Raw genomic sequence first — 21,041 nt, 5'->3', positions numbered from 1 at the left:
GTTTCTCTGCGTTTGCGTAGTAAGAAACCTGTTCGCCTAGCTAGCTCGTTGTAATTAACAATGCGAAGTGGATATATTCAATGCCAAAAATTAAGACAGTACGCGGCGCCGCTAAGCGCTTCAAAAAAACCGCTAATGGTGGTTTTAAGCGTAAGCATGCTAACCTGCGTCATATTCTGACCAAAAAAGCTACTAAGCGTAAACGTCATTTACGTCCAAAAGGCCTGGTATCTAAGAACGATCTGGGTCTGGTCGTAGCATGTCTGCCGTACGCATAAGTAATTTTGGTTTGAATTAAGACGATAGGAGAAGTAAATGGCTCGCGTAAAACGTGGTGTGATTGCACGTGCACGTCACAAAAAAATCTTAAAGCAGGCGAAAGGCTACTATGGTGCCCGTTCGCGCGTATATCGTGTTGCTTTCCAGGCAGTAATCAAGGCAGGCCAATACGCCTACCGTGACCGCCGTCAACGGAAGCGTCAATTCCGCCAACTGTGGATTGCACGTATCAACGCAGCTGCTCGTCAAAATGGTCTGTCTTACAGCCGTTTCATCAATGGTCTGAAAAAGGCTTCTGTTGAAATTGACCGTAAGATCTTGGCTGACATCGCAGTATTCGATAAAGTGGCGTTCTCTGCACTGGTCGAAAAAGCGAAAGCAGCTCTGGCGTAAGTCAGAATAGAAGAGGGAGCTTGTCTCCCTCTTTTAATCTTTGCACTTGGTTATAGACTGAATTGCGATATATAGATTCCATAAGGTCATCGTTATGATGCATACAGTTTTTTTTCGCTTCTTTTTTTACTTTAGCGCCTGATTACAGGAGGCTTGCGCGTAAGAATAGAAACGAAAAATAGCGCCGAAGCCTCCCATCGTGGAGGCTTTTTTGTTTTTGCTCTACAGCACTTATGGTGACTAGAGTGGGGCGCGAATGGGATACCTTGCTGATTTTGTATAAAATTTATTTCGGTCATCGGTTTTTAACTCATTCATTATATATCCAAAGTTATTGGGGTTGCAGGCAGGCGAGTAAATCCCGATGAGCTTACTTATTTTTTTAAGGCCAAGGCCAGTAAGTGATTCGGGTGAGTGAGCGTAGCTAACCCCCTGCAGCTTCAAGAGCAAAGGATATAACTACAAGCGGGCCATACCGGCCAGAGGAAGAGAAAACAATGCCACATCTCGTAGAGCTGGTTGCCAAAGCTAAAGCAGCCGTAGAAGATGCCCAGGATGTTGCCGCGTTGGATTTAGTACGCGTCGAATATCTAGGCAAAAAAGGCCATTTGACCCTTCAAATGACATCGTTGCGTGAGTTGCCAGCAGAAGAACGTCCAGCAGCTGGTGCTGTTATTAATCAGGCCAAGCAGGAAGTACAGGAAGCGCTTAATACGCGTAAAGAGAAGTTAGAGTCAGAGGTCTTGAATGCACGATTAGCCGCCGAAACGATAGATGTCTCGCTACCAGGGCGTCGTATGGAGAATGGTGGCCTACATCCTGTTACTCGTACAATCGACCGTATCGAAACCTTCTTTGGTGAGTTAGGTTTTTCTGTAGAGTCTGGCCCAGAAATTGAAGATGACTACCATAATTTCGATGCCTTGAATATTCCGGCTCATCATCCGGCCCGAGCTGACCATGATACTTTCTGGTTTGATGCAACCCGGTTGCTCCGGACGCAAACGTCTGGCGTGCAAATCCGTACCATGCAAGAGCAACAGCCGCCAATCCGTATTATCGTGCCTGGTCGGGTTTATCGTAACGATTATGACCAAACACACACACCGATGTTCCATCAGATGGAAGGGTTAATCGTTGACCGTGATATCAGTTTCACTAATTTGAAAGGCACACTGCACGATTTCTTGCGTAACTTCTTCGAAGAAGATCTACAGATTCGTTTCCGCCCATCTTATTTCCCGTTTACTGAGCCTTCCGCTGAAGTTGATGTGATGGGCAAAAATGGTAAGTGGCTTGAGGTACTGGGCTGCGGCATGGTGCACCCGAATGTATTACGTAATGTCGGTATCGATCCAGAGATTTACTCAGGCTTTGCATTCGGTATGGGCATGGAACGTTTAACGATGCTACGTTACGGCGTCACCGATTTGCGTGCATTCTTCGAAAACGATCTGCGTTTCCTCAAACAGTTTAAGTAAGGCAGGATATCTCATGAAATTCAGTGAACTTTGGTTACGCGAATGGGTAAATCCAGCCATTAGCAGCGATGATTTAGCTCATCAGATTACCATGGCCGGGTTAGAGGTTGATGGTGTAGACGCTGTTGCCGGTGAGTTTAATGGCGTGGTTGTGGGTCATGTAGTGGAGTGTGGGCAACATCCAAATGCAGATAAGCTGCGAGTGACCAAAATTGATATTGGTGGTGATCGCCTTCTGGACATCGTTTGTGGTGCACCTAATTGTCGTCAAGGCCTCAAAGTTGCGGTTGCAACGGTAGGTGCGGTATTACCGGGTGACTTTAAAATTAAAGCAGCCAAACTACGCGGTGAGCCTTCTGAAGGGATGCTGTGCTCTTTTTCTGAGTTGGCTATTTCAGACGATCATGATGGCATTATCGAATTACCCGCAGATGCTCCTATCGGTGTCGATGTCCGTGAATATCTACACTTGGACGACAAGACGATTGAAATCAGCGTAACGCCAAACCGTGCCGATTGTTTAGGGATTATTGGTGTGGCTCGTGATGTGGCCGTCGTTAATCAATTGCCATTAACTGAACCGGATATGGCTGAAGTTGTTGCATCAATTAATGACACAATCCCTATTCGTGTCGATGCCCCACAAGCTTGCCCGCGTTATCTGGGCCGTGTAGTGAAGGGAATCAACGTTAAGGCTGAGACACCGCTATGGATGCGTGAAAAATTGCGCCGTTGTGGCATTCGTTCAATTGATCCTGTTGTCGATGTGACCAATTTTGTGTTGCTGGAGCTAGGGCAGCCAATGCATGCCTTTGATCTGGAGAGTATCAGTGGTGGGATCATCGTTCGTCTGGCAACTGAAGGCGAAGAACTGACGCTATTAGATGGTACAAAAGCCAAGTTGAACGCCGATACACTGGTTATTGCCGATCATCAGAAACCATTGGCGATGGCGGGTATCTTTGGTGGCAAGCATTCTGGTGTCAATGAAGAAACCAGAAATGTATTGCTGGAGTCCGCGTTCTTCAATCCACTGTCTATTACTGGCCGAGCACGCCGCCATGGCTTACATACTGATGCATCTCATCGTTATGAGCGTGGTGTTGACCCAGCGTTACAACATAAAGCTATCGAACGTGCGACACGTCTATTGATTGATATCTGCGGTGGGGAAGCCGGGCCGGTTGTTGATGTGACGACAGCATCAGAACTACCAAAGCAAGCCACTATCAAGTTGCGTCGTGAAAAGCTGGATCGCTTGATCGGTCATCATATTCCATCTGAACAAGTAAGTGATATTTTGCGTCGCTTAGGATGTGAGGTGACTGAATGTGGTTTTGATTGGCAGGCTGTAGCACCGAGCTGGCGTTTCGATATGGTCATCGAAGAAGATCTGGTGGAAGAAGTCGCCCGTATTTATGGCTACAACAATATTCCAGATGTCCCCGTTAGAGCTGATTTGGTGATGACTAAACACCGTGAAGCAAGCTTGTCGTTGAAGCGGGTAAAGACAGCTTTAGTGGATCGTGGTTATCAGGAAGCAATTACTTACAGTTTTGTTGATCCTAAAGTACAGGCATTACTGTATCCACAACAGGAAGCACTCATTTTACCAAGCCCTATTTCAGTTGATATGTCCGCAATGCGTTTATCACTGTTAACGGGTTTGCTGTCGGCAGTCGTTTATAATCAGAATCGTCAACAATCTCGGCTGCGACTATTCGAAAGCGGCTTGCGCTTTGTTCCTGATAATACGGCAGATTTAGGCGTTAGGCAGGATGTAATGCTAGCAGGTGTTATTGCTGGTCCTCGTTACGATGAGCATTGGGATCTGGCGCGTCAGCCAATCGACTTCTATGATTTGAAAGGTGATTTGGAAGCAATTCTGGAGCTTACCGGCAAATTATCTGATGTTCAGTTCCGGGCAGAAGCGCATTCTGCTCTGCACCCTGGGCAGAGTGCTGCAATTTATTTAGCGGGTGAACACATTGGTTTCATTGGTGTAGTTCACCCAGAATTGGAACGTAAGCTGGATCTGAATGGTCGAACTGTCGTGTTTGAAGTGCAGTGGAATAAGCTTGCAGACCGCGCTGTGCCTCAGGCGAGAGAGATTTCCCGCTTCCCGGCGAACCGTCGTGATATTGCTGTTGTAGTGGCTGAAAACGTTCCCGCAGAAGATATTTTGGCCGAGTGTAAGAAAGTTGGCGCAAATCAGGTAGTTGGCGTAAACTTGTTTGATGTGTACCGTGGCAAGGGCGTAGCAGAGGGCTATAAGAGCCTGGCTATTAGTCTGGTGTTGCAGGATACCGCCCGTACACTGGAAGAAGAGGAGATCGCCGCTACCGTTGCAAAATGCGTAGAGGCATTAAAACAGCGATTCCAAGCATCCTTGAGGGATTGAACCTATGGCGCTTACTAAAGCTGAAATGTCAGAACATCTGTTTGAAAAGCTAGGGCTTAGCAAACGAGATGCTAAAGATCTGGTTGAGTTATTCTTCGAAGAAGTACGTCGTGCTCTGGAGAATGGCGAACAGGTCAAACTGTCTGGCTTTGGCAATTTTGATCTGCGAGACAAGAACCAACGTCCAGGGCGTAACCCTAAGACGGGTGAGGACATTCCTATAACGGCGCGCCGTGTGGTGACTTTCCGTCCTGGGCAGAAACTGAAAAGCCGGGTAGAGAGTGCCACTCCAAAAGAGTGAGTAATTTTCGACATAAAAGGCCGCGTAAGCGGCCTTTTTCTTGGTTGTAACTTATTGAAGTACAGTTGTTTTATTTTAACGGTGTTCACATGCTGACCGCAGGTTGTGGCTATCCTTCCTAATTATTAGCAATAAAGAGCGTTATTCGCCAAGCACAACTTCCCCTTCACGCTCTAACCCCCTAATATCAGTGCCTGAGAATGGGCAGTAGGCCCATGTATGTTCACCCGACCTATTCGGGTAAATCTTGGGTAACGGCCGACCGAGGGTGTAATGCAGACAAGTCAGTTATTTACCGCACTTCAACAACGGCAGCGGCAGCGTGACCATCGTTATCTTGCTGGGCTGGCTGTTATGCTCTGGTTCGCGCTACTCATCAGTTTATCTGCGGGTGATGTCTGGATTTGGCCAGAGCACTGGTTCAGTGAAAGTGGCAAATTATTTGTTTGGCAACTACGCTTGCCCCGATCTATGGCTGTAATTATGGTTGGTGCAAGTCTGGCCGTGTCTGGTGCTGTGATGCAGGCATTGTTTGAAAATCCGTTAGCTGAACCAGGTCTACTTGGCGTGGCAAATGGCGCAGGTGTTGCATTGGTGACGGCCGTATTATTAGGTCATGGATTATTGCCAATTTGGGTTCTGAGCATGTGTGCCATTATTGGCGCATTGTTGATGACATCTATTCTGTTAAGTTTCACCCGTCGCCGTTTATTAACTAATGCCCAGCTATTATTGGTCGGTGTTGCCTTAAGTATCATTTGCAGTGCAATGATGACTTGGGCTGTCTATTTCAGCACCAGTTTGGATTTACGTCAGCTCATGTATTGGATGATGGGTGGGTTCAGCGGTGTTGACTGGCGTCAGCAAAGTTTAGTGCTGGCTCTCCTGCCTATCGTCATATGGCTTTGCTGCCAAGGCCGTGTCCTGAACTTCATGTCACTCGGTGAGCAGCAGGCCAGGCAGTTGGGGGTATCGCTTCATTTATGGCGGAATTTATTGGTACTGGCCATCGGATTACTGGTCGGCATTAGTGTTGCACTCGCGGGTGTCATCAGTTTTATTGGCTTGGTTATCCCTCATATTTTACGGTTAACCGGTTTAACCGATCAACGCCGGCTATTATCGGGCTGTGCATTCGCCGGCGGGGGGGTATTATTATTAGCTGATGTTGTCGCTCGCACGGTATTATCTTCGGCAGAGCTACCGATTGGTGTGGTTACTGCAACGTTAGGATCGCCATTATTTATCTGGTTACTGATACGGGTGAAAGGAGTAAAGTGATTTGTCTTCTTATAAATGCCACTGTGATTTTACCGGTTTATTATCATTATTGAATAAGGATCCAACCTGATGAGTCACCCAATTTACGCCATTTCAGTGCAAACGATTGATCACCAGTTGGTTCAGTTGGCGAAGTATAAAGGTTCCGTTTTATTAGTGGTGAATGTGGCTTCGCAATGTGGTTTGACTAAGCAATATGAAGGATTAGAAAACCTCTATAAAACCTATCAGAAGCAAGGTGTTGAGGTTTTAGGTTTCCCGAGTAATGAGTTTGCAGGACAAGAGCCTGGCAGTGATGAGGAAATTCATGCTTTCTGCCGTGGTACTTTTGGTGTCGACTTCCCCATGTTCAGTAAAATTGAAGTCAATGGTCCACATCGGCATCCTCTATATCAGCACCTGGTTGCTGCTAAGCCTGTTGCAGTGAAACCGGAAGGAAGTGAATTTTATCAACGCCTGGCGAGTAAAGGCCGTGAGCCAAAACAGCCGGGTGATATCCTATGGAATTTTGAGAAATTCCTGATTAGCCGTGATGGCACTGTATTGGCGCGTTTTGCTCCAGATATGGCACCAGAAGCACCTATTTTAATCAATTCCATCAATCAGGCACTGGCTAGCCACTAAATTACGGGTAACGAGTTTATTTTGATGCTATTGCAACTCAACAATGTCAGCGTAGGAACCCGCCTGGATTCTTTTTCTTCGCAGGTGACCACGGGGTTGCAAATTCATTTGATTGGCCCTAATGGGGCAGGGAAAAGCACTTTGTTGGCCTCATTGGCGGGGTTATTGCCTACTAGCGGTGAAATTGTGTTAGCGGGTAAATCATTGCAACACTATGAAGGGCATGAATTAGCCCGTCAACGGGCCTATTTATCTCAGCAGCAGTCCGCATTGTCTCTGATGCCCGTTTTCCAATATCTTGCTCTTTATCAACCCGCCGGTGCTAATTCACAGGCTGTGGCAACAGCGATTAGCTATATCTGTAATAAGCTACGTTTAAGCGACAAATTACCGCGAATGCTGTCACATCTTTCCGGTGGTGAATGGCAACGAGTGCGGTTAGCTGCGGTTTTTTTGCAAGTTTGGCCGGATATAAACCCTGACAGTAAATTGTTGTTGCTGGATGAACCCTATAGTGGCCTGGATGTTGCTCAAAAAGTGGCTTTGGATGCTTTGTTAGTGGAATTTTGTCGGTCAGGGCGCAGTGTTATCATCAGTGGCCATGACCTCAATCATACGTTACAGCAAGCTGACGAAGTATGGTTGCTGGCTCAAGGGCAAGTATTAGTGCAAGGAGAAACTCAGCAAGTCATGCGAGCGGATGTGCTCTCCCAAGTATTTGAAGTTGATTTTCAAATACACAATTTTAATGAACAGCAGTGGATTATCACAAGAAGCGTATAACGCTTAGATATATTTATTAGCAATAAAATATTATTTACTTCTCCTATTCTCACCAGACCATTCTGCTTACGATGTTATTTTATCGTGGCCGTTATCAGTATAAATAATGAACGTAGTTATAGCATTACATTCAACTCATTGATTGATACGGTCAATATATCACTACTATTATTGAGCTAATAATTCTTTTTCCCCCCAATAAAATAGTGTCTTCCTAAGGTTTATTTAAGGTTAGCAAACTAAAGTTAACAATAGCAGGCAACGCTCTTATCTGATTGGCGTTTAGTTTTCGTTAACTTATCTGGGCATATAGTTAATAGTCAATGACGGTGTCCTAAGGGATTTATCAATGCAGAGTTTTTTGCCTTTTTCTAGGCCAGCAATAGGTAGTGAAGAAATTAATGCCGTTGCTAAAGTATTAGGCTCTGGTTGGATTACTACCGGTCCCCAGAATCAGCAATTAGAAACTGATTTCTGCCAGATTTTTGGTTGTAAACATGCGATCGCCGTATGTTCTGCAACAGCAGGAATGCACATTACATTGATGGCGTTGGGCATTGGCCCTGGTGATGAAGTTATTACGCCATCACAGACGTGGGTTTCTACGATTAACATGATCGTGTTGTTGGGTGCAGAACCCGTAATGGTCGATGTCGATCGCGATACATTGATGGTAAATACAGCTGATATTGAAGCGGCTATTACATCCAACACCAAAGCTATTATTCCCGTCCACTACGCTGGTGCGCCTTGCGACCTTGGCGGATTGCGTCAGATCTCCCAACGGCATGGTATCCCACTGATTGAAGATGCTGCACATGCCGCGGGAACTCGTTATGGTGATCAATGGATTGGTGAGCAGGGTACCGCTATTTTCTCTTTCCATGCCATCAAGAACATCACTTGCGCCGAGGGTGGCTTAGTCGCCACTGATGATGATGAATTGGCGGACAAAGTACGTCGGCTTAAGTTCCATGGCCTGGGTGTGGATGCCTTTGACCGACAAATACAGGGGCGTAGTCCACAGGCTGAAGTTGTGGAGCCGGGGTATAAATATAATTTATCTGATATCCACGCAGCTATCGCGGTTGTACAGCTTAGACGTTTGCCCGAAATTAATGCCCGTCGGCAGGCGCTGGTTGCTTCCTATCATAAGGCATTAGCGCATTTGCCTTTGCAGCCGTTGACCGTACCTCACTATGCTCATCAACATGCCTGGCACCTTTTTATAGTGCGTGTTGATGAAGAACGCTGTGGTATTAGCCGGGATCAACTGATGGCGTGTTTGAAAGATATGGGTATTGGGAGTGGGCTGCATTTTCGTGCGGTGCATACCCAAAAATATTATCGCGAACGTTATCCGCATTTGTATTTACCCAACACGGAATGGAACTCAGCCAGATTGTGCACGTTACCGCTTTTCCCCGATATGCTAGACAGTGATATTGAACGGGTGGCTAATGCATTAACAACCATTATAGGGTCACACCGTGTCGCTAAATGAACCAATTAAGAAGGTCTCCATTGTTATTCCTGTCTATAACGAGCAAGAGAGCTTGCCAGCATTAATAGACAGAACGACAGCTGCCTGTAAATTACTTACGCAAGCTTATGAAATAATTTTGGTTGATGACGGTAGTAGCGACAATTCTGCTGAGCTTTTGACTACTGCGGCAAATGATCCTGATAGCCAGATAATTGCGGTTTTGCTAAACCGTAATTATGGTCAACATTCCGCCATTATGGCGGGGTTTAATCAGGTTAGCGGTGATTTAATTATTACACTTGATGCTGATTTACAAAATCCGCCTGAAGAAATCCCACGTTTAGTTCATGTGGCAGAAGAGGGCTATGACGTGGTCGGTACCGTGCGTGCTAATCGCCAAGATTCCCTGTTCCGTAAAACCGCGTCTCGTATGATCAATATGATGATCCAACGTGCTACAGGGAAATCAATGGGTGACTACGGCTGCATGCTACGAGCTTATCGACGTCACATTGTTGAAGCAATGTTACACTGTCACGAGCGCAGTACATTTATCCCAATCCTCGCTAATACATTCGCCCGGCGGACGACAGAAATTACGGTCCATCACGCCGAGCGTGAATTTGGCAATTCCAAATATAGCCTGATGAGGCTTATCAATCTGATGTATGACCTGATCACCTGCCTGACAACGACGCCGTTACGTTTGTTAAGTCTGGTGGGGAGTGCCATTGCTCTTTTGGGCTTCACTTTCTCAGTGCTGCTGGTGGCCTTACGCTTGATCTTTGGTCCTGAGTGGGCTGGCGGCGGTGTTTTTACGCTCTTCGCCGTATTGTTCATGTTCATCGGTGCCCAGTTTGTTGGTATGGGGTTACTTGGTGAATATATCGGTCGTATTTATAACGATGTGCGCGCTCGCCCACGTTACTTTGTTCAGAAAGTGGTCGGCGCGGAGCAGACCGAAAATAATCAGGATGTAGAAAAATGAAAGCGATTGTATTTGCCTATCATGATATTGGTTGCGTGGGTCTAAACGCATTAGCAGAGGCGGGTTACGATATTCAGGCGGTATTTACCCATACTGATAATCCTGGCGAGAATCGCTTTTTCTCTTCAGTCGCTAGAGTGGCCGCCGATCTGGCACTGCCAGTATTTGCACCGGAAGATGTCAACCACCCTTTGTGGATTGAACGTATTCGTGAGTTACAGCCGGATATCATTTTCTCCTTCTATTATCGCAACATGCTTAGTGATGAAATTTTGTCATTGGCCCCACAAGGCGGATTTAACTTACACGGTTCGTTATTGCCTCAGTATCGTGGCCGAGCCCCAATTAACTGGGTATTGGTCAATGGGGAAACAGAGACGGGTGTGACGCTTCATCAGATGGTAAAAAAAGCGGATGCAGGTCCGATTGCAGGTCAGTATAAAGTTGCCATCAGTGATATTGATACGGCATTGACGTTGCATGCCAAAATGCGTGATGCTGCCCAAGAATTGTTGCGTAACTTATTACCTAGAATGAAAGAGGGCCCACTGCCGCTGACACCGCAGAAAGAGGCAGATGCCAGTTATTTTGGTCGGCGCACGGCGGCGGATGGTGAGATTCATTGGCAGAAATCTGCATTTACCATCAACAATTTAGTTCGCGCAGTGACTGAGCCTTACCCTGGAGCATTCAGTTATCTGGGGCAGCGTAAACTTACGATTTGGCGCTCACGTCCAGTAGATTTAGTACATAACAAATTGCCAGGCACCGTGTTATCGACGGCCCCACTCACTGTGGCATGTGGCGAGGGGGCGTTGGAGATTATTACGGGTCAAGGTGAGGCCGGTCTGTATGTCCAAGGGAATCGTTTAGCACAAGAGATGGGCATTGTAACGGATGTGCGTTTGGGTAATAAGCCAAGCAATGCGTTGAAAAGACGTACTCGTGTGTTAATTCTGGGGGTAAATGGTTTTATTGGTAATCATTTGACTGAACGCTTATTACAAGATGATCGTTACGAAGTATATGGCTTGGATATTGGCTCTGACGCGATAAGTCGCTTCTTAGGTAACCCTTCTTTCCACTTTGTGGAAGGGGATATCAGTATTCATTCGGAATGGATTGAATACCATATTAAAAAATGCGACGTCATCTTGCCATTAGTGGCTATTGCGACACCCATTGAATACACCCGTAATCCGCTGCGTGTCTTTGAGCTGGATTTTGAAGAAAACCTGAAAATTGTGCGAGATTGCGTTAAGTACAATAAGCGTATTGTCTTCCCATCGACCTCTGAAGTGTATGGCATGTGTGATGACAAAGAATTTGACGAAGATACCTCACGGCTGATTGTTGGCCCGATTAATAAGCAACGCTGGATTTACTCTGTATCAAAACAGTTATTAGACCGGGTTATCTGGGCTTACGGAGTGAAAGAAGGCTTGAAGTTTACGCTGTTCCGTCCATTTAACTGGATGGGGCCACGTTTAGATAACCTTGATGCTGCGCGTATAGGCAGTTCACGTGCTATTACACAGCTTATTCTGAATTTGGTCGAAGGCTCACCAATCAAGCTGGTCGACGGTGGTGCCCAAAAACGTTGTTTTACTGATATCCACGATGGTATTGAAGCGTTATTCCGTATTATTGAAAACCGGGATGGTTGCTGTGATGGTCAGATTATTAATATTGGTAATCCAACTAACGAAGCCAGTATTCGTGAATTAGCCGAAATGCTGTTAACGAGCTTCGAAAATCATGAATTACGTGATCACTTCCCGCCATTTGCAGGTTTTAAAGATATTGAGAGCAGTGCATATTATGGGAAAGGTTATCAGGATGTTGAGTACCGCACGCCAAGTATTAAGAATGCGCGCCGAATACTGCACTGGCAGCCAGAAATTGCTATGCAACAAACGGTCACTGAGACGCTGGACTTTTTCTTGCGTGCTGCCGTAATTGAGAAAACTGCAGCCCCTAAAGATGAGTTGAACGCATGAAGCAAGTCGGTCTGAGGATTGATGTCGATACCTACCGAGGAACGCAGTACGGGGTGCCATCATTACTTACTGTTTTAAAAAAACATGACATTAGTGCCAGTTTTTTCTTCAGTGTCGGGCCGGATAATATGGGGCGCCATTTATGGCGCCTTTTTCGTCCGCGCTTTTTATGGAAGATGCTACGTTCTAATGCTGCCTCGCTTTACGGTTGGGATATTTTACTGGCGGGCACGGCTTGGCCAGGTAAGAAAATAGCTAAAGATTTTGGTCCGTTAATGAAAGCAGCGGCCATGGCGGGGCATGAAGTGGGGTTGCATGCTTGGGATCATCAAGGCTGGCAGGCCAACGTTGCTTCATGGTCACAGCAACAACTGACTGAGCAAGTACAGAGAGGAGTTGATGCTTTACAGCAGAGTATTGGTCAACCCATTAGCTGTTCTGCTGCTGCGGGGTGGCGCGCCGATGAACGGGTTCTTGCGGTAAAACAGCAATTCGATTTTAGTTATAACAGCGATTGCCGGGGGACCCATCCTTTCTGGCCTTTGTTGCCTAATGGCAGCTTAGGGAGTGTACAAATTCCCGTGACGCTGCCAACTTACGATGAAGTTGTCGGCAGTCAGGTGCAAGCCGAAAACTTCAATGATTTTATTATTGACGCCATCCTACGTGACAGCGGTGTATCGGTATACACCATTCATGCCGAAGTTGAGGGGATGTCTCAGGCAGCGATATTTGAGCAGCTATTGATTAGAGCAAAGCAACAAGATATTGAGTTTTGTCCGCTCAGTAAGCTGTTACCGTCAGACTTACAATTACTGCCTGTGGGCAAAGTAATACGTGCTGCATTCCCTGGCCGGGAAGGTTGGTTGGGTTGTCAGTCAGACATAAAGGATGCTGAATGAAATTATTAAAAAACAGTGGTGCAGCATTGCTGGCGCTATTTTTTGCATTGGTTTATTTATTACCGGTGAATAGCCGTTTGTTATGGCAACCCGATGAAACTCGTTATGCTGAAATTAGTCGTGAAATGTTGCAGCGTGGCGACTGGATCGTACCGTACTTCATGGATGTACGTTATTTTGAAAAGCCGGTAGCTGGGTATTGGTTTAATAACATTAGCCAATGGATATTTGGTGACAGTAATTTTGCGGTGAGATTCGGTTCTATTTTTAGTACTGCATTGAGTGCTGTATTAGTTTATTGGCTGGCAACCTTATTATGGCGTAATCGTTCAACCTCGGTACTGGCTGCATTAATCTATCTTTCCTTCTTATTGGTGTTTGGCATTGGTACCTATGCGGTGCTGGACCCGATGATTTCTCTGTGGTTGACAGCGGCGATGGTGAGTTTTTATCTCACGCTAAGAGCCGAAAATTGGCGACAAAAAGTCGGTGCATATATATTACTTGGGATTGCTTGTGGCATGGGGTTTATGACCAAAGGCTTTCTGGCATTAGCTGTACCGGTTATCGCGGTATTACCCGTTGTCATCCAGCAAAAACGGATAAAAGACCTTATTATTTTTGGCCCGATAGCGATAGTGTGCGCGGTATTATTAAGTTTGCCGTGGGCTTTGGCGATTGCCCAACGAGAACCTGATTTCTGGAACTACTTCTTTTGGGTTGAACATATTCAGCGTTTTGCGGAAACGGGTGCTCAACATAAATCTCCAATGTGGTATTACCTCCCCATTTTATGTATTGGTGTCCTGCCGTGGCTAGGGCTATTACCTGGCGCCTTATTTAAAGGTTGGCGTGAGCGGGCAACAAAACCAGAATTATTCTTTTTACTCAGTTGGGTGGTCATGCCATTCCTATTTTTCAGCGTAGCAAAAGGGAAGTTACCGACTTATATTTTGCCCTGCATGGCACCTCTATCCTTGCTAATGGCGGCATATGCGACGGAATGCGCTAACAATATTCGCATGCGGGCATTGAAAATAAACGGTGTAATAAATCTACTCTTCGGGGTTGCCTGTGCGTTAGTCATAGTCGTTATTGGCTTGGGGTTAGTGAAGGATATAGTGGCTTATGGGCCGCAAGAGAATCAGAAAGTTTGGTTAGGTGTGTTGGCATTTGCTGGTTGGGGAGTCACTGGGTTTATTACCTTACGCAATAATGCCCGAAACTGGCGCTGGGCAGCAGCTTGCCCACTGTTATTCATTTTGTTAGTGGGTTACCTAATTCCACAACAAGTGGTGGACTCGAAGCAACCGCAAAACTTTATCAAAAATAATTTTAGTGAACTCAGAGCCAGCCGTTATGTGCTGACCGACAGCGTTGGTGTTGCCGCTGGGCTGGCATGGGAGCTAAAACGCAGTGATATACTGATGTTCAGTGAAAAAGGTGAACTAACCTATGGTTTGGCCTACCCAGACAGTCAGGATAACTATATTAGTAATGACGATTTCCCCACGTGGCTTGCACAGGCGAGAAAAAAAGGTGATGTCTCATTGGTCGTGCAATTAGCCAGAAATGAAGCGCTTCCGGCCCATCTACCGCCAGCGGATAAGGTGAATCTAATGAATCGACTCGCCCTGTTGTGGTACCAGAAAACACCATGAACAGCTACCTGCTATTGCTGATGGTTAGCCTATTAACCTGTATTGGGCAGCTATGCCAAAAACAGGCTGCACAATGTTGGGAGCAACCGCAGGCCCGGCGGTTGAAACTGACATTGCGTTGGTTCGCGATAGCGGTAGTGTCACTTGGCTTGGGAATGCTGCTGTGGCTACGGTTATTGCAGCAACTACCGCTGAGCGTGGCCTATCCTATGCTAAGCTTTAATTTTGTGTTAGTTACATTGGCGGCACAACTGTTTTACGGTGAAAAGGCCACTCTTCGGCACTGGTTGGGGATCGCTGCTATTATGTTCGGTATCTTGCTAATGAGTTGGCATCTATGAAAGGTTATCTGTGGGGGGGGGCAAGCGTCGTATTGGTCACGGTGGCACAACTGGTGTTGAAGTGGGGTATGATGAATATTCCATTATTATCACTAGCCGATATCAATGTTCAATTCTTGACGATGTACTTGGTGCAATTAGCATCAGTAATGTGTGGTCTGATGGGTTATGCCTTATCCATGTTATGTTGGTTTTTTGCCCTTAGATACTTGCCGCTAAATCGCGCTTACCCACTGCTGAGTCTCAGTTACGCCTTGGTTTATCTGGCTGCTGTTTTATTACCTTGGTTTAACGAGCCAGCGACCTTACTGAAAACGCTAGGAGCGGGTTTTATTTTATTAGGAATATGGCTGATTAATATAAAACCTATAAAAGTTAGCTAATCCTATTAGCCTATTCATATAACTTGTTTTTTTTGAGCCGGATAGTTAAATTAGCCGTAACGATGTACCACGCCAGCTAAATATATATCTAAAGTCGTTAGATGTGCAGTAAAGCAGTAAACATACGAGTCCGGCTGAACTTATCAAGACACCGTGATTCGGGTGAGTAAGAGCTGCTAATACTGCTGCAACTTCAAGTCAGAAGTGAGGCTTGAATAACCGACTTTAGGCAAATTAGTTGAGCTTTATCTCTGGTGAAATATCGATGCGGACGCGCTTTTGGATCTTTCTGATCAGTGTGGTTCTTGCTGGTTGTAGCAGCCATACACCAACACCCAGTGGATATTTATCTGATTCCATCGTGGTGGTCGCTAAATTGAATGAGCAGTTACGTCAATGGGAGGGAACGCCGTACCGTAACGGAGGGTTAGATCAACGTGGTGTTGATTGCTCTGGTTTTGTTTATCGCACATTCCGTGATCGTTTTGATATGCAACTCCCCCGAACAACCCTTGCGCAGACAGCCTTAGGTACTAAAGTCTCTCGTGATGAACTGATGCCTGGTGATTTAGTCTTCTTCAAAACGGGCAGTGGTCAGAATGGATTACATGTTGGTATCTATGATACCAATGATGAATTCATTCATGCTTCAACCAGTAAAGGGGTCATCCGTTCGTCGTTGGAGAATGTGTACTGGAAACGAGTTTACTGGCAGGCACGGCGTATTTGATTTGCTCTCGATAGGGTGATGGGCAATTTTTAGTTGATCACTACAGTCCCTCTCTTCTCAGCCTAAGGATATCATCAGTGAATATGTTATCTTAGTGACTGTTTATTTTTGGGTCGGAGCCTTCTATGTCATCCCTTCGTTTACTCATTTCTGATTCTTATGATCCTTGGTTTAATCTGGCCGTAGAAGAGTGTATTTTTCGCCAAATGTCGCCGGATCAACGGGTATTATTCCTGTGGCGTAATGCTGATACCGTGGTTATTGGCCGCGCACAGAACCCGTGGAAAGAGTGTAATACACGACGTATGGAACAAGATGGCGTAAAACTAGCGCGCCGTAGCAGTGGTGGCGGGGCGGTATTCCATGATTTAGGTAATACCTGTTTTACATTTATGGCCGGTAAACCGGGATATGATAAAACTATTTCAACCCAAATTATTTTGAATGCATTGGCATCATTAGGGATCCAGGCAACGGCCTCAGGTCGCAATGATTTAGTGGTTATTAATGGTGAAGATGAACGTAAAGTTTCAGGTTCTGCTTATAAAGAAACCAAAGATCGTGGTTTTCATCATGGAACACTATTATTGAACGCAGATCTCAGTCGTTTGGCTGATTATCTCAATCCAGATCCTAAAAAATTACAGGCAAAAGGAATTACCTCGGTCCGCTCCAGAGTCACTAATCTGGTCGAACTGTTACCGGGTGTTGATCACGAAAAAATATGTACTGCCATCGAACAGGCTTTTTTTGATTATTACGATGAGCAGGTATCCGCAGAAGTCATCTCTCCGCAGTCGTTACCAAACCTCCCCAGCTTTACTGAGCAATTCGCCAAACAGAGTAGTTGGGAATGGAATTTTGGCCAAGCCCCTGCATTTAGCCATGTCGTTGATACCCGCTTTACCTGGGGCGGTATTGAGTTACATTTTGATGTTTTGCACGGCGCGATAGATCGCTGTCAAATATATACTGACAGCTTGAATCCAACACCATTGGAAGAGTTAGCGCAACGGCTACAGGGGGCCACTTACCGCCCTGATGCTATCGATGACATCTGTCAACGCTGGATTGATGATTTCCCTGAGTTACAAACCGAGTTACAGCAAGCCCGCCACTGGCTGGTGGAAGTATTACGCTAATCTTTCAACTACCGTGGTTATTGGCCGCGCACAGAGCCCGTGGACATAGATATGAAACCAAGTATAAAACGATGAAAAAAAATATGGAACATGCTCCTGAGTTCGATAACAGCTATGCGCGGCAGTTGAGCGGTTTTTACACACGCCTGCAACCTATGCCATTGAAAGGTGCCCGCTTGTTGTATCACAGTAAACCTCTGGCGCATGAATTAGGGCTGGATGCCAGTTGGTTCACTGCACCAAAGGCTGCAGTATGGGCCGGGGAAGCACTGTTACCCGGAATGGAACCGCTAGCACAGGTGTATAGCGGCCACCAATTTGGCATGTGGGCAGGGCAGCTTGGGGATGGCCGTGGGATTTTGTTAGGGGAACAGCGGCTTAATGATGGGCGCTATATGGATTGGCATTTAAAAGGCGCTGGATTAACACCTTATTCCCGTATGGGGGATGGCCGGGCGGTATTGCGTTCTGTGGTACGTGAGTTTTTGGCCTCCGAAGCATTACATCATTTAGGTATTCCGACCAGCCGCGCCCTGACGATTGTGACTAGCGATCACCCAATCTACCGTGAGCAAACTGAACGAGGCGCGATGCTGCTGAGGGTGGCTGAAAGTCATATTCGCTTCGGTCATTTCGAGCATTTCTATTATCGGCAGCAACCTGAGCAAGTTCAACAATTAGCGGATTATGTTATTGCCCGCCACTGGCCGCAGTGGGTGGGGCACCAAGAATGCTACCGACTGTGGTTTACGGATGTGGTAGAGCGAACCGCGCGTTTAATGGCCCACTGGCAAACCGTTGGGTTTGCTCATGGTGTGATGAATACCGATAATATGTCAATTCTTGGCATTACTATGGATTATGGCCCATTTGGTTTTCTCGATGACTATGTGCCTGGATATATCTGTAACCACTCCGACCATCAAGGGCGTTATGCTTATGATAATCAGCCTGCCGTAGCGTTATGGAATTTGCATCGATTGGGGCACGCGTTGTCAGGTTTAATGTCTGCTGACCAACTGCAGTTGGCGCTAGAGGCTTATGAACCGGCACTTATGGTTGCTTATGGTGAACAGATGCGAGCCAAGTTAGGTTTTCTTGAGCGTGACAGCCAAGATAACGATTTGCTGACAGGTTTGTTGAGTCTGATGATCAAAGAAGGCCGGGATTATACCCGGACTTTCCGCTTATTGAGCGAAGTTGAAGTACACTCTGCACAATCGCCATTGCGGGATGACTTTATCGATAGAGCCGCTTTTGACGGCTGGTACAGCCGTTATCGCTCACGGTTACAGCAAGAATCCATCGATGATGATCAGCGCCAGCAATCGATGAAAGCAGCTAATCCTAAATACATATTACGTAATTATTTGGCTCAGCAGGCGATTGCTCAAGCAGAAAAAGATGATATTCAGCCACTTCAACGGTTGCACCAAGCATTACAGCAACCGTTTACTGATCAACCTGAATTTGATGATTTAGCTGCGTTACCCCCAGATTGGGGAAAACATCTCGAAATTTCTTGTTCCAGCTGACTTTTTATTCCATTTGGCACTTGTAATCTGTGCCACCACAGGTAATAGACCCTGTTTTTTCACAGAAAATAGGGATAGAAAAAGTTAACCCGACAGCGTTAACTTTTCCCTATCCATGATGTATGCATTTAATGCACGGTTTACTCATTAAAACCTGTGCGTATTAATTAAAATCGGCTGTTTACTGCATCTGCCAATAGGCTTAATAGTTGTTCAGTATCATCCCAATTCAGGCAAGGGTCAGTGATGGATTGCCCATAAGTTAAGGGCTGTCCGGCAACAATCTTCTGTGTGCCCTCAATCAGGAAACTCTCAGCCATAACACCGACAATCGCTGTTGAACCTGCACGGATCTGCAGCCCGATATTTTCGGCAACATCCAACTGACGGCGATGCATCTTCTGGCAATTACCGTGGCTAAAATCCACCACCAGATGTTCTGGCAAATCAAATTCCCGCAAGCTGTCACAGGTGGCTGCGATATCAGATGCATCATAGTTAGGTTTCTTTCCACCCCGCATAATAATATGCCCATAGGGGTTACCACTGGTTTGGTAAATCGTCATTTGGCCGGTTTTGTCCGGTGAGAGGAACATATGGCTGGCTTGTGCGGCGCGAATGGCATCAATAGCAATACGCACATTGCCATCTGTACCATTTTTGAAACCCACAGGGCAGGAGAGTGCCGAGGCCATTTCTCGGTGGATCTGGCTCTCGGTGGTACGTGCGCCTATTGCCCCCCAACTGATGAGGTCGGCAATATATTGGCCTGTTACCATATCAAGGAACTCGGTAGCGGTCGGCAACCCAAGTTCATTCACGGCTAATAGTAGCTTACGTGCCAGTTCAATACCCAAGTTCACCTGGCATGAGCCATCAAGCGCTGGATCAGAAATCAACCCCTTCCAACCCACTACAGTCCGTGGTTTCTCGAAATAAGTACGCATCACAATTTCCAGCCGGTCTTGATAGCGTTCTCGTAACACATTGAGCCGGGTGGCATAATCAATTGCTGCATCAAGGTCATGAATAGAGCAGGGGCCAATCACCACGAGTAGGCGTGGGTCCTCACCAATAAGTATTTTCTCAATTCGCTTACGTGACGCTGTCACGTTATCTGCAATAACCTCAGAAATCGGTAACTTTTCAGCCAGTTGCTGCGGTGTAATCAAGCTATCGATGCGTGCGGTCCGCAGTTCATCTGTCTTGTACATGAAAACTCTCTAAATTTGTTCTTCTCTACGGCAGAAATACCGGGAAGTGATGGCGATCACAATAAACCAAAATCACATGAATTCAACCGTCATCACTGTGATTTATGCAAATTTAGAGAGAATAAACCGCAAATAATCACTCATAAAAATATTTAGTTAGAACATCCGCCGACTCATACCTAAGATATCCAGGATTTTTGTTGAAATCTCTTCGACTGAGTAGTTCGTCGAGTTTAGGTAGCGAATCTGATTTTTGCGGAATAAGGCTTCTACTTCACCCACTTCCATCCTGCATTGGCGTAGTGAGGCATAACGGCTATTCTCACGCCGCTCCTCACGGATGGCCGCAAGCCGCTCAGGGTTGATTGTCAAACCAAAGAGTTTGTGCTGAAAAGGCTTCAGTGCGGCGGGAAGTTGCAAATTGTCCATATCATCAGCGATAAACGGGTAGTTTGCGGCCCGGATACCAAATTGCATGGCTAAATAGAGGCTGGTGGGGGTTTTACCACAACGAGAAACGCCTAGCAGGATAACCTGAGCCTGGTCCAGATTACGTAGAGAAATACCGTCATCATGGGCAAGGGCATAATCAATGGCTGCGATGCGAGCATCGTACTTATCCAGATTACTTTCGGTTAAGCCGTGGGTACGGTTTAGCACTGGTTGAGGTGGTACGCCCAACTCACCTTGTAATGGTGCGACCAGTGCTTGCACGATATCCTGACAAAATCCTTCACTTCGTTGAATTATTTCCCGGACTTCGAGACTGATTATCGAATAGAAAACGAGCGGCCTGATACCTGTATCCTGATATATTTCATTGATTTGTTTACATACTGACTGTGCGCGGGCGGCATTCTCGACAAAAGGTAACGTAAAGGTTGTCACGTTGATCGGGAATTGAGATAGAACGGCATGGCCGAGTACTTCTGCGGTGATAGCGGTACCATCCGAAATATAAAATACACATCTTTCCACGCTGACTCCTTGCTGCCAAGCCACAACGCCAATGACGTTGATATAGGCTGTAAGTTAAGTGGAATCAGTGTGCCTCATTCGCCCCGCGGGTAAAGCCTTTGTCACAAGAATAGCCAACAAAAAATTTTTCTTGTTGGG

21 protein-coding genes and 1 other annotated feature are annotated in these 21,041 nt (G+C 46.2%); of the genes, 19 read left to right on the top strand and 2 right to left on the bottom strand.

Annotated elements, in window-relative coordinates:
• Nucleotides 1-80: 80 nt before the first annotated feature.
• From rpmI to AC971_RS06200, 19 genes are all read left to right on the top strand, one after another.
• Nucleotides 81-278: a 50S ribosomal protein L35 gene (gene rpmI, locus AC971_RS06285; protein ID WP_002211834.1), complete on the top strand. Its 198-nt coding sequence runs from the start codon at nucleotides 81-83 to the stop codon at nucleotides 276-278.
• Nucleotides 279-315: 37 nt separating this feature from the next.
• A complete protein-coding gene (gene rplT / locus AC971_RS06280; protein WP_002211833.1) occupies nucleotides 316-672 on the top strand; it encodes a 50S ribosomal protein L20 in 357 nt (118 codons plus the stop codon).
• 93 nt (nucleotides 673-765) lie between these two features.
• Nucleotides 766-888: a sequence feature (Phe leader region), on the top strand.
• Entirely contained in the window at nucleotides 767-814 is a 48-nt protein-coding gene (gene pheM / locus AC971_RS25730) for a pheST operon leader peptide PheM (protein WP_155408922.1), read from the top strand. Its footprint overlaps the feature before it by 48 nt.
• 281 nt (nucleotides 889-1,169) lie before the next feature.
• The gene (gene pheS / locus AC971_RS06275; protein ID WP_025384060.1) at nucleotides 1,170-2,153 is read left to right on the top strand and encodes a phenylalanine--tRNA ligase subunit alpha; all 984 of its coding nucleotides are present in this window, start codon (nucleotides 1,170-1,172) and stop codon (nucleotides 2,151-2,153) included.
• A gap of 13 nt (nucleotides 2,154-2,166) precedes the next feature.
• Nucleotides 2,167-4,554: a phenylalanine--tRNA ligase subunit beta gene (gene pheT / locus AC971_RS06270; protein WP_025384059.1), complete on the top strand. Its 2,388-nt coding sequence runs from the start codon at nucleotides 2,167-2,169 to the stop codon at nucleotides 4,552-4,554.
• Nucleotides 4,555-4,558: 4 nt separating this feature from the next.
• Nucleotides 4,559-4,855, top strand: coding sequence for an integration host factor subunit alpha (ihfA, locus tag AC971_RS06265; RefSeq protein ID WP_002211830.1), 297 nt, complete (start codon nucleotides 4,559-4,561; stop codon nucleotides 4,853-4,855).
• A gap of 273 nt (nucleotides 4,856-5,128) precedes the next feature.
• On the top strand, nucleotides 5,129-6,136 hold the full coding sequence (gene btuC, locus AC971_RS06260) for a vitamin B12 ABC transporter permease BtuC (protein ID WP_025384058.1): 1,008 nt from the start codon (nucleotides 5,129-5,131) through the stop codon (nucleotides 6,134-6,136).
• 69 nt (nucleotides 6,137-6,205) lie between these two features.
• Nucleotides 6,206-6,760, top strand: coding sequence for a glutathione peroxidase (locus AC971_RS06255; protein WP_025384057.1), 555 nt, complete (start codon nucleotides 6,206-6,208; stop codon nucleotides 6,758-6,760).
• A gap of 24 nt (nucleotides 6,761-6,784) precedes the next feature.
• On the top strand, nucleotides 6,785-7,543 hold the full coding sequence (gene btuD / locus AC971_RS06250) for a vitamin B12 ABC transporter ATP-binding protein BtuD (RefSeq protein ID WP_025384056.1): 759 nt from the start codon (nucleotides 6,785-6,787) through the stop codon (nucleotides 7,541-7,543).
• A 349-nt stretch (nucleotides 7,544-7,892) separates the two neighbouring features.
• Complete coding sequence (gene arnB, locus AC971_RS06245) at nucleotides 7,893-9,047, top strand: UDP-4-amino-4-deoxy-L-arabinose aminotransferase (protein WP_025384055.1); 1,155 nt, start codon at nucleotides 7,893-7,895, stop codon at nucleotides 9,045-9,047.
• Nucleotides 9,034-10,017 (top strand): undecaprenyl-phosphate 4-deoxy-4-formamido-L-arabinose transferase, encoded by a 984-nt coding sequence (gene arnC / locus AC971_RS06240; protein ID WP_025384054.1) that lies wholly within the window; start codon nucleotides 9,034-9,036, stop codon nucleotides 10,015-10,017. The genes arnB and arnC overlap by 14 nt, the downstream gene beginning before the upstream one ends.
• Entirely contained in the window at nucleotides 10,014-12,017 is a 2,004-nt protein-coding gene (arnA, locus tag AC971_RS06235) for a bifunctional UDP-4-amino-4-deoxy-L-arabinose formyltransferase/UDP-glucuronic acid oxidase ArnA (RefSeq protein WP_025384053.1), read from the top strand. Before arnC ends, arnA begins: the two co-directional genes overlap by 4 nt.
• On the top strand, nucleotides 12,014-12,919 hold the full coding sequence (gene arnD / locus AC971_RS06230) for a 4-deoxy-4-formamido-L-arabinose-phosphoundecaprenol deformylase (protein ID WP_025384052.1): 906 nt from the start codon (nucleotides 12,014-12,016) through the stop codon (nucleotides 12,917-12,919). The genes arnA and arnD overlap by 4 nt, the downstream gene beginning before the upstream one ends.
• Nucleotides 12,916-14,580, top strand: a complete 1,665-nt coding sequence (gene arnT / locus AC971_RS06225) for a lipid IV(A) 4-amino-4-deoxy-L-arabinosyltransferase (protein WP_025384051.1) — start codon at nucleotides 12,916-12,918, stop codon at nucleotides 14,578-14,580. The genes arnD and arnT overlap by 4 nt, the downstream gene beginning before the upstream one ends.
• Nucleotides 14,577-14,921 (top strand): 4-amino-4-deoxy-L-arabinose-phosphoundecaprenol flippase subunit ArnE, encoded by a 345-nt coding sequence (arnE, locus tag AC971_RS06220; RefSeq protein WP_025384050.1) that lies wholly within the window; start codon nucleotides 14,577-14,579, stop codon nucleotides 14,919-14,921. Before arnT ends, arnE begins: the two co-directional genes overlap by 4 nt.
• Nucleotides 14,918-15,304 carry a 4-amino-4-deoxy-L-arabinose-phosphoundecaprenol flippase subunit ArnF gene (gene arnF / locus AC971_RS06215; protein WP_025384049.1) on the top strand — a complete coding sequence of 129 codons (387 nt, stop codon included), beginning with the start codon at nucleotides 14,918-14,920 and terminating at the stop codon, nucleotides 15,302-15,304. Before arnE ends, arnF begins: the two co-directional genes overlap by 4 nt.
• Nucleotides 15,305-15,569: 265 nt before the next feature.
• Nucleotides 15,570-16,034: an NlpC/P60 family protein gene (locus tag AC971_RS06210; RefSeq protein ID WP_025384048.1), complete on the top strand. Its 465-nt coding sequence runs from the start codon at nucleotides 15,570-15,572 to the stop codon at nucleotides 16,032-16,034.
• 125 nt (nucleotides 16,035-16,159) lie between these two features.
• Nucleotides 16,160-17,176 (top strand): lipoate--protein ligase, encoded by a 1,017-nt coding sequence (locus AC971_RS06205; protein WP_025384047.1) that lies wholly within the window; start codon nucleotides 16,160-16,162, stop codon nucleotides 17,174-17,176.
• Between the two features lie 71 nt (nucleotides 17,177-17,247).
• Entirely contained in the window at nucleotides 17,248-18,711 is a 1,464-nt protein-coding gene (locus AC971_RS06200; RefSeq protein WP_025384046.1) for a protein adenylyltransferase SelO, read from the top strand.
• A gap of 167 nt (nucleotides 18,712-18,878) precedes the next feature.
• On the opposite strand, the gene AC971_RS06195 is transcribed toward AC971_RS06200, so the two are convergent.
• Together AC971_RS06195 and ppsR are read right to left on the bottom strand one after the other, a co-directional pair.
• Nucleotides 18,879-19,925 carry a 3-deoxy-7-phosphoheptulonate synthase gene (locus AC971_RS06195; RefSeq protein ID WP_025384045.1) on the bottom strand — a complete coding sequence of 349 codons (1,047 nt, stop codon included), beginning with the start codon at nucleotides 19,923-19,925 and terminating at the stop codon, nucleotides 18,879-18,881.
• A gap of 156 nt (nucleotides 19,926-20,081) precedes the next feature.
• A complete protein-coding gene (gene ppsR, locus AC971_RS06190; protein ID WP_025384044.1) occupies nucleotides 20,082-20,903 on the bottom strand; it encodes a posphoenolpyruvate synthetase regulatory kinase/phosphorylase PpsR in 822 nt (273 codons plus the stop codon).
• Nucleotides 20,904-21,041: the final 138 nt, after the last annotated feature.

The organism is Yersinia similis (genome assembly GCF_001053095.1).
In the GTDB taxonomy this organism is placed as follows: domain Bacteria; phylum Pseudomonadota; class Gammaproteobacteria; order Enterobacterales; family Enterobacteriaceae; genus Yersinia; species Yersinia similis.
The sequence above is the reverse complement of the archived record's forward strand: the minus strand, read 5'-3'. Positions and strand labels throughout refer to the sequence as shown.

What these genes read in the sequence shown, in the direction of transcription:
- pheT (WP_025384059.1), top strand. Translation starts at nt 2,167, where the DNA reads ATGAAATTCAGTGAACTTTGGTTACGCGAATGGGTAAATCCAGCCATT.
- arnF (WP_025384049.1), top strand. Translation starts at nt 14,918, where the DNA reads ATGAAAGGTTATCTGTGGGGGGGGGCAAGCGTCGTATTGGTCACGGTG.
- AC971_RS06210 (WP_025384048.1), top strand. Translation starts at nt 15,570, where the DNA reads ATGCGGACGCGCTTTTGGATCTTTCTGATCAGTGTGGTTCTTGCTGGT.
- AC971_RS06195 (WP_025384045.1), bottom strand. Translation starts at nt 19,925, where the DNA reads ATGTACAAGACAGATGAACTGCGGACCGCACGCATCGATAGCTTGATT.
- btuC (WP_025384058.1), top strand. Translation starts at nt 5,129, where the DNA reads ATGCAGACAAGTCAGTTATTTACCGCACTTCAACAACGGCAGCGGCAG.
- rplT (WP_002211833.1), top strand. Translation starts at nt 316, where the DNA reads ATGGCTCGCGTAAAACGTGGTGTGATTGCACGTGCACGTCACAAAAAA.
- arnE (WP_025384050.1), top strand. Translation starts at nt 14,577, where the DNA reads ATGAACAGCTACCTGCTATTGCTGATGGTTAGCCTATTAACCTGTATT.
- arnB (WP_025384055.1), top strand. Translation starts at nt 7,893, where the DNA reads ATGCAGAGTTTTTTGCCTTTTTCTAGGCCAGCAATAGGTAGTGAAGAA.
- arnT (WP_025384051.1), top strand. Translation starts at nt 12,916, where the DNA reads ATGAAATTATTAAAAAACAGTGGTGCAGCATTGCTGGCGCTATTTTTT.
- AC971_RS06200 (WP_025384046.1), top strand. Translation starts at nt 17,248, where the DNA reads ATGAAAAAAAATATGGAACATGCTCCTGAGTTCGATAACAGCTATGCG.
- pheS (WP_025384060.1), top strand. Translation starts at nt 1,170, where the DNA reads ATGCCACATCTCGTAGAGCTGGTTGCCAAAGCTAAAGCAGCCGTAGAA.
- btuD (WP_025384056.1), top strand. Translation starts at nt 6,785, where the DNA reads ATGCTATTGCAACTCAACAATGTCAGCGTAGGAACCCGCCTGGATTCT.
- ihfA (WP_002211830.1), top strand. Translation starts at nt 4,559, where the DNA reads ATGGCGCTTACTAAAGCTGAAATGTCAGAACATCTGTTTGAAAAGCTA.
- rpmI (WP_002211834.1), top strand. Translation starts at nt 81, where the DNA reads ATGCCAAAAATTAAGACAGTACGCGGCGCCGCTAAGCGCTTCAAAAAA.
- arnA (WP_025384053.1), top strand. Translation starts at nt 10,014, where the DNA reads ATGAAAGCGATTGTATTTGCCTATCATGATATTGGTTGCGTGGGTCTA.
- AC971_RS06205 (WP_025384047.1), top strand. Translation starts at nt 16,160, where the DNA reads ATGTCATCCCTTCGTTTACTCATTTCTGATTCTTATGATCCTTGGTTT.
- AC971_RS06255 (WP_025384057.1), top strand. Translation starts at nt 6,206, where the DNA reads ATGAGTCACCCAATTTACGCCATTTCAGTGCAAACGATTGATCACCAG.
- arnD (WP_025384052.1), top strand. Translation starts at nt 12,014, where the DNA reads ATGAAGCAAGTCGGTCTGAGGATTGATGTCGATACCTACCGAGGAACG.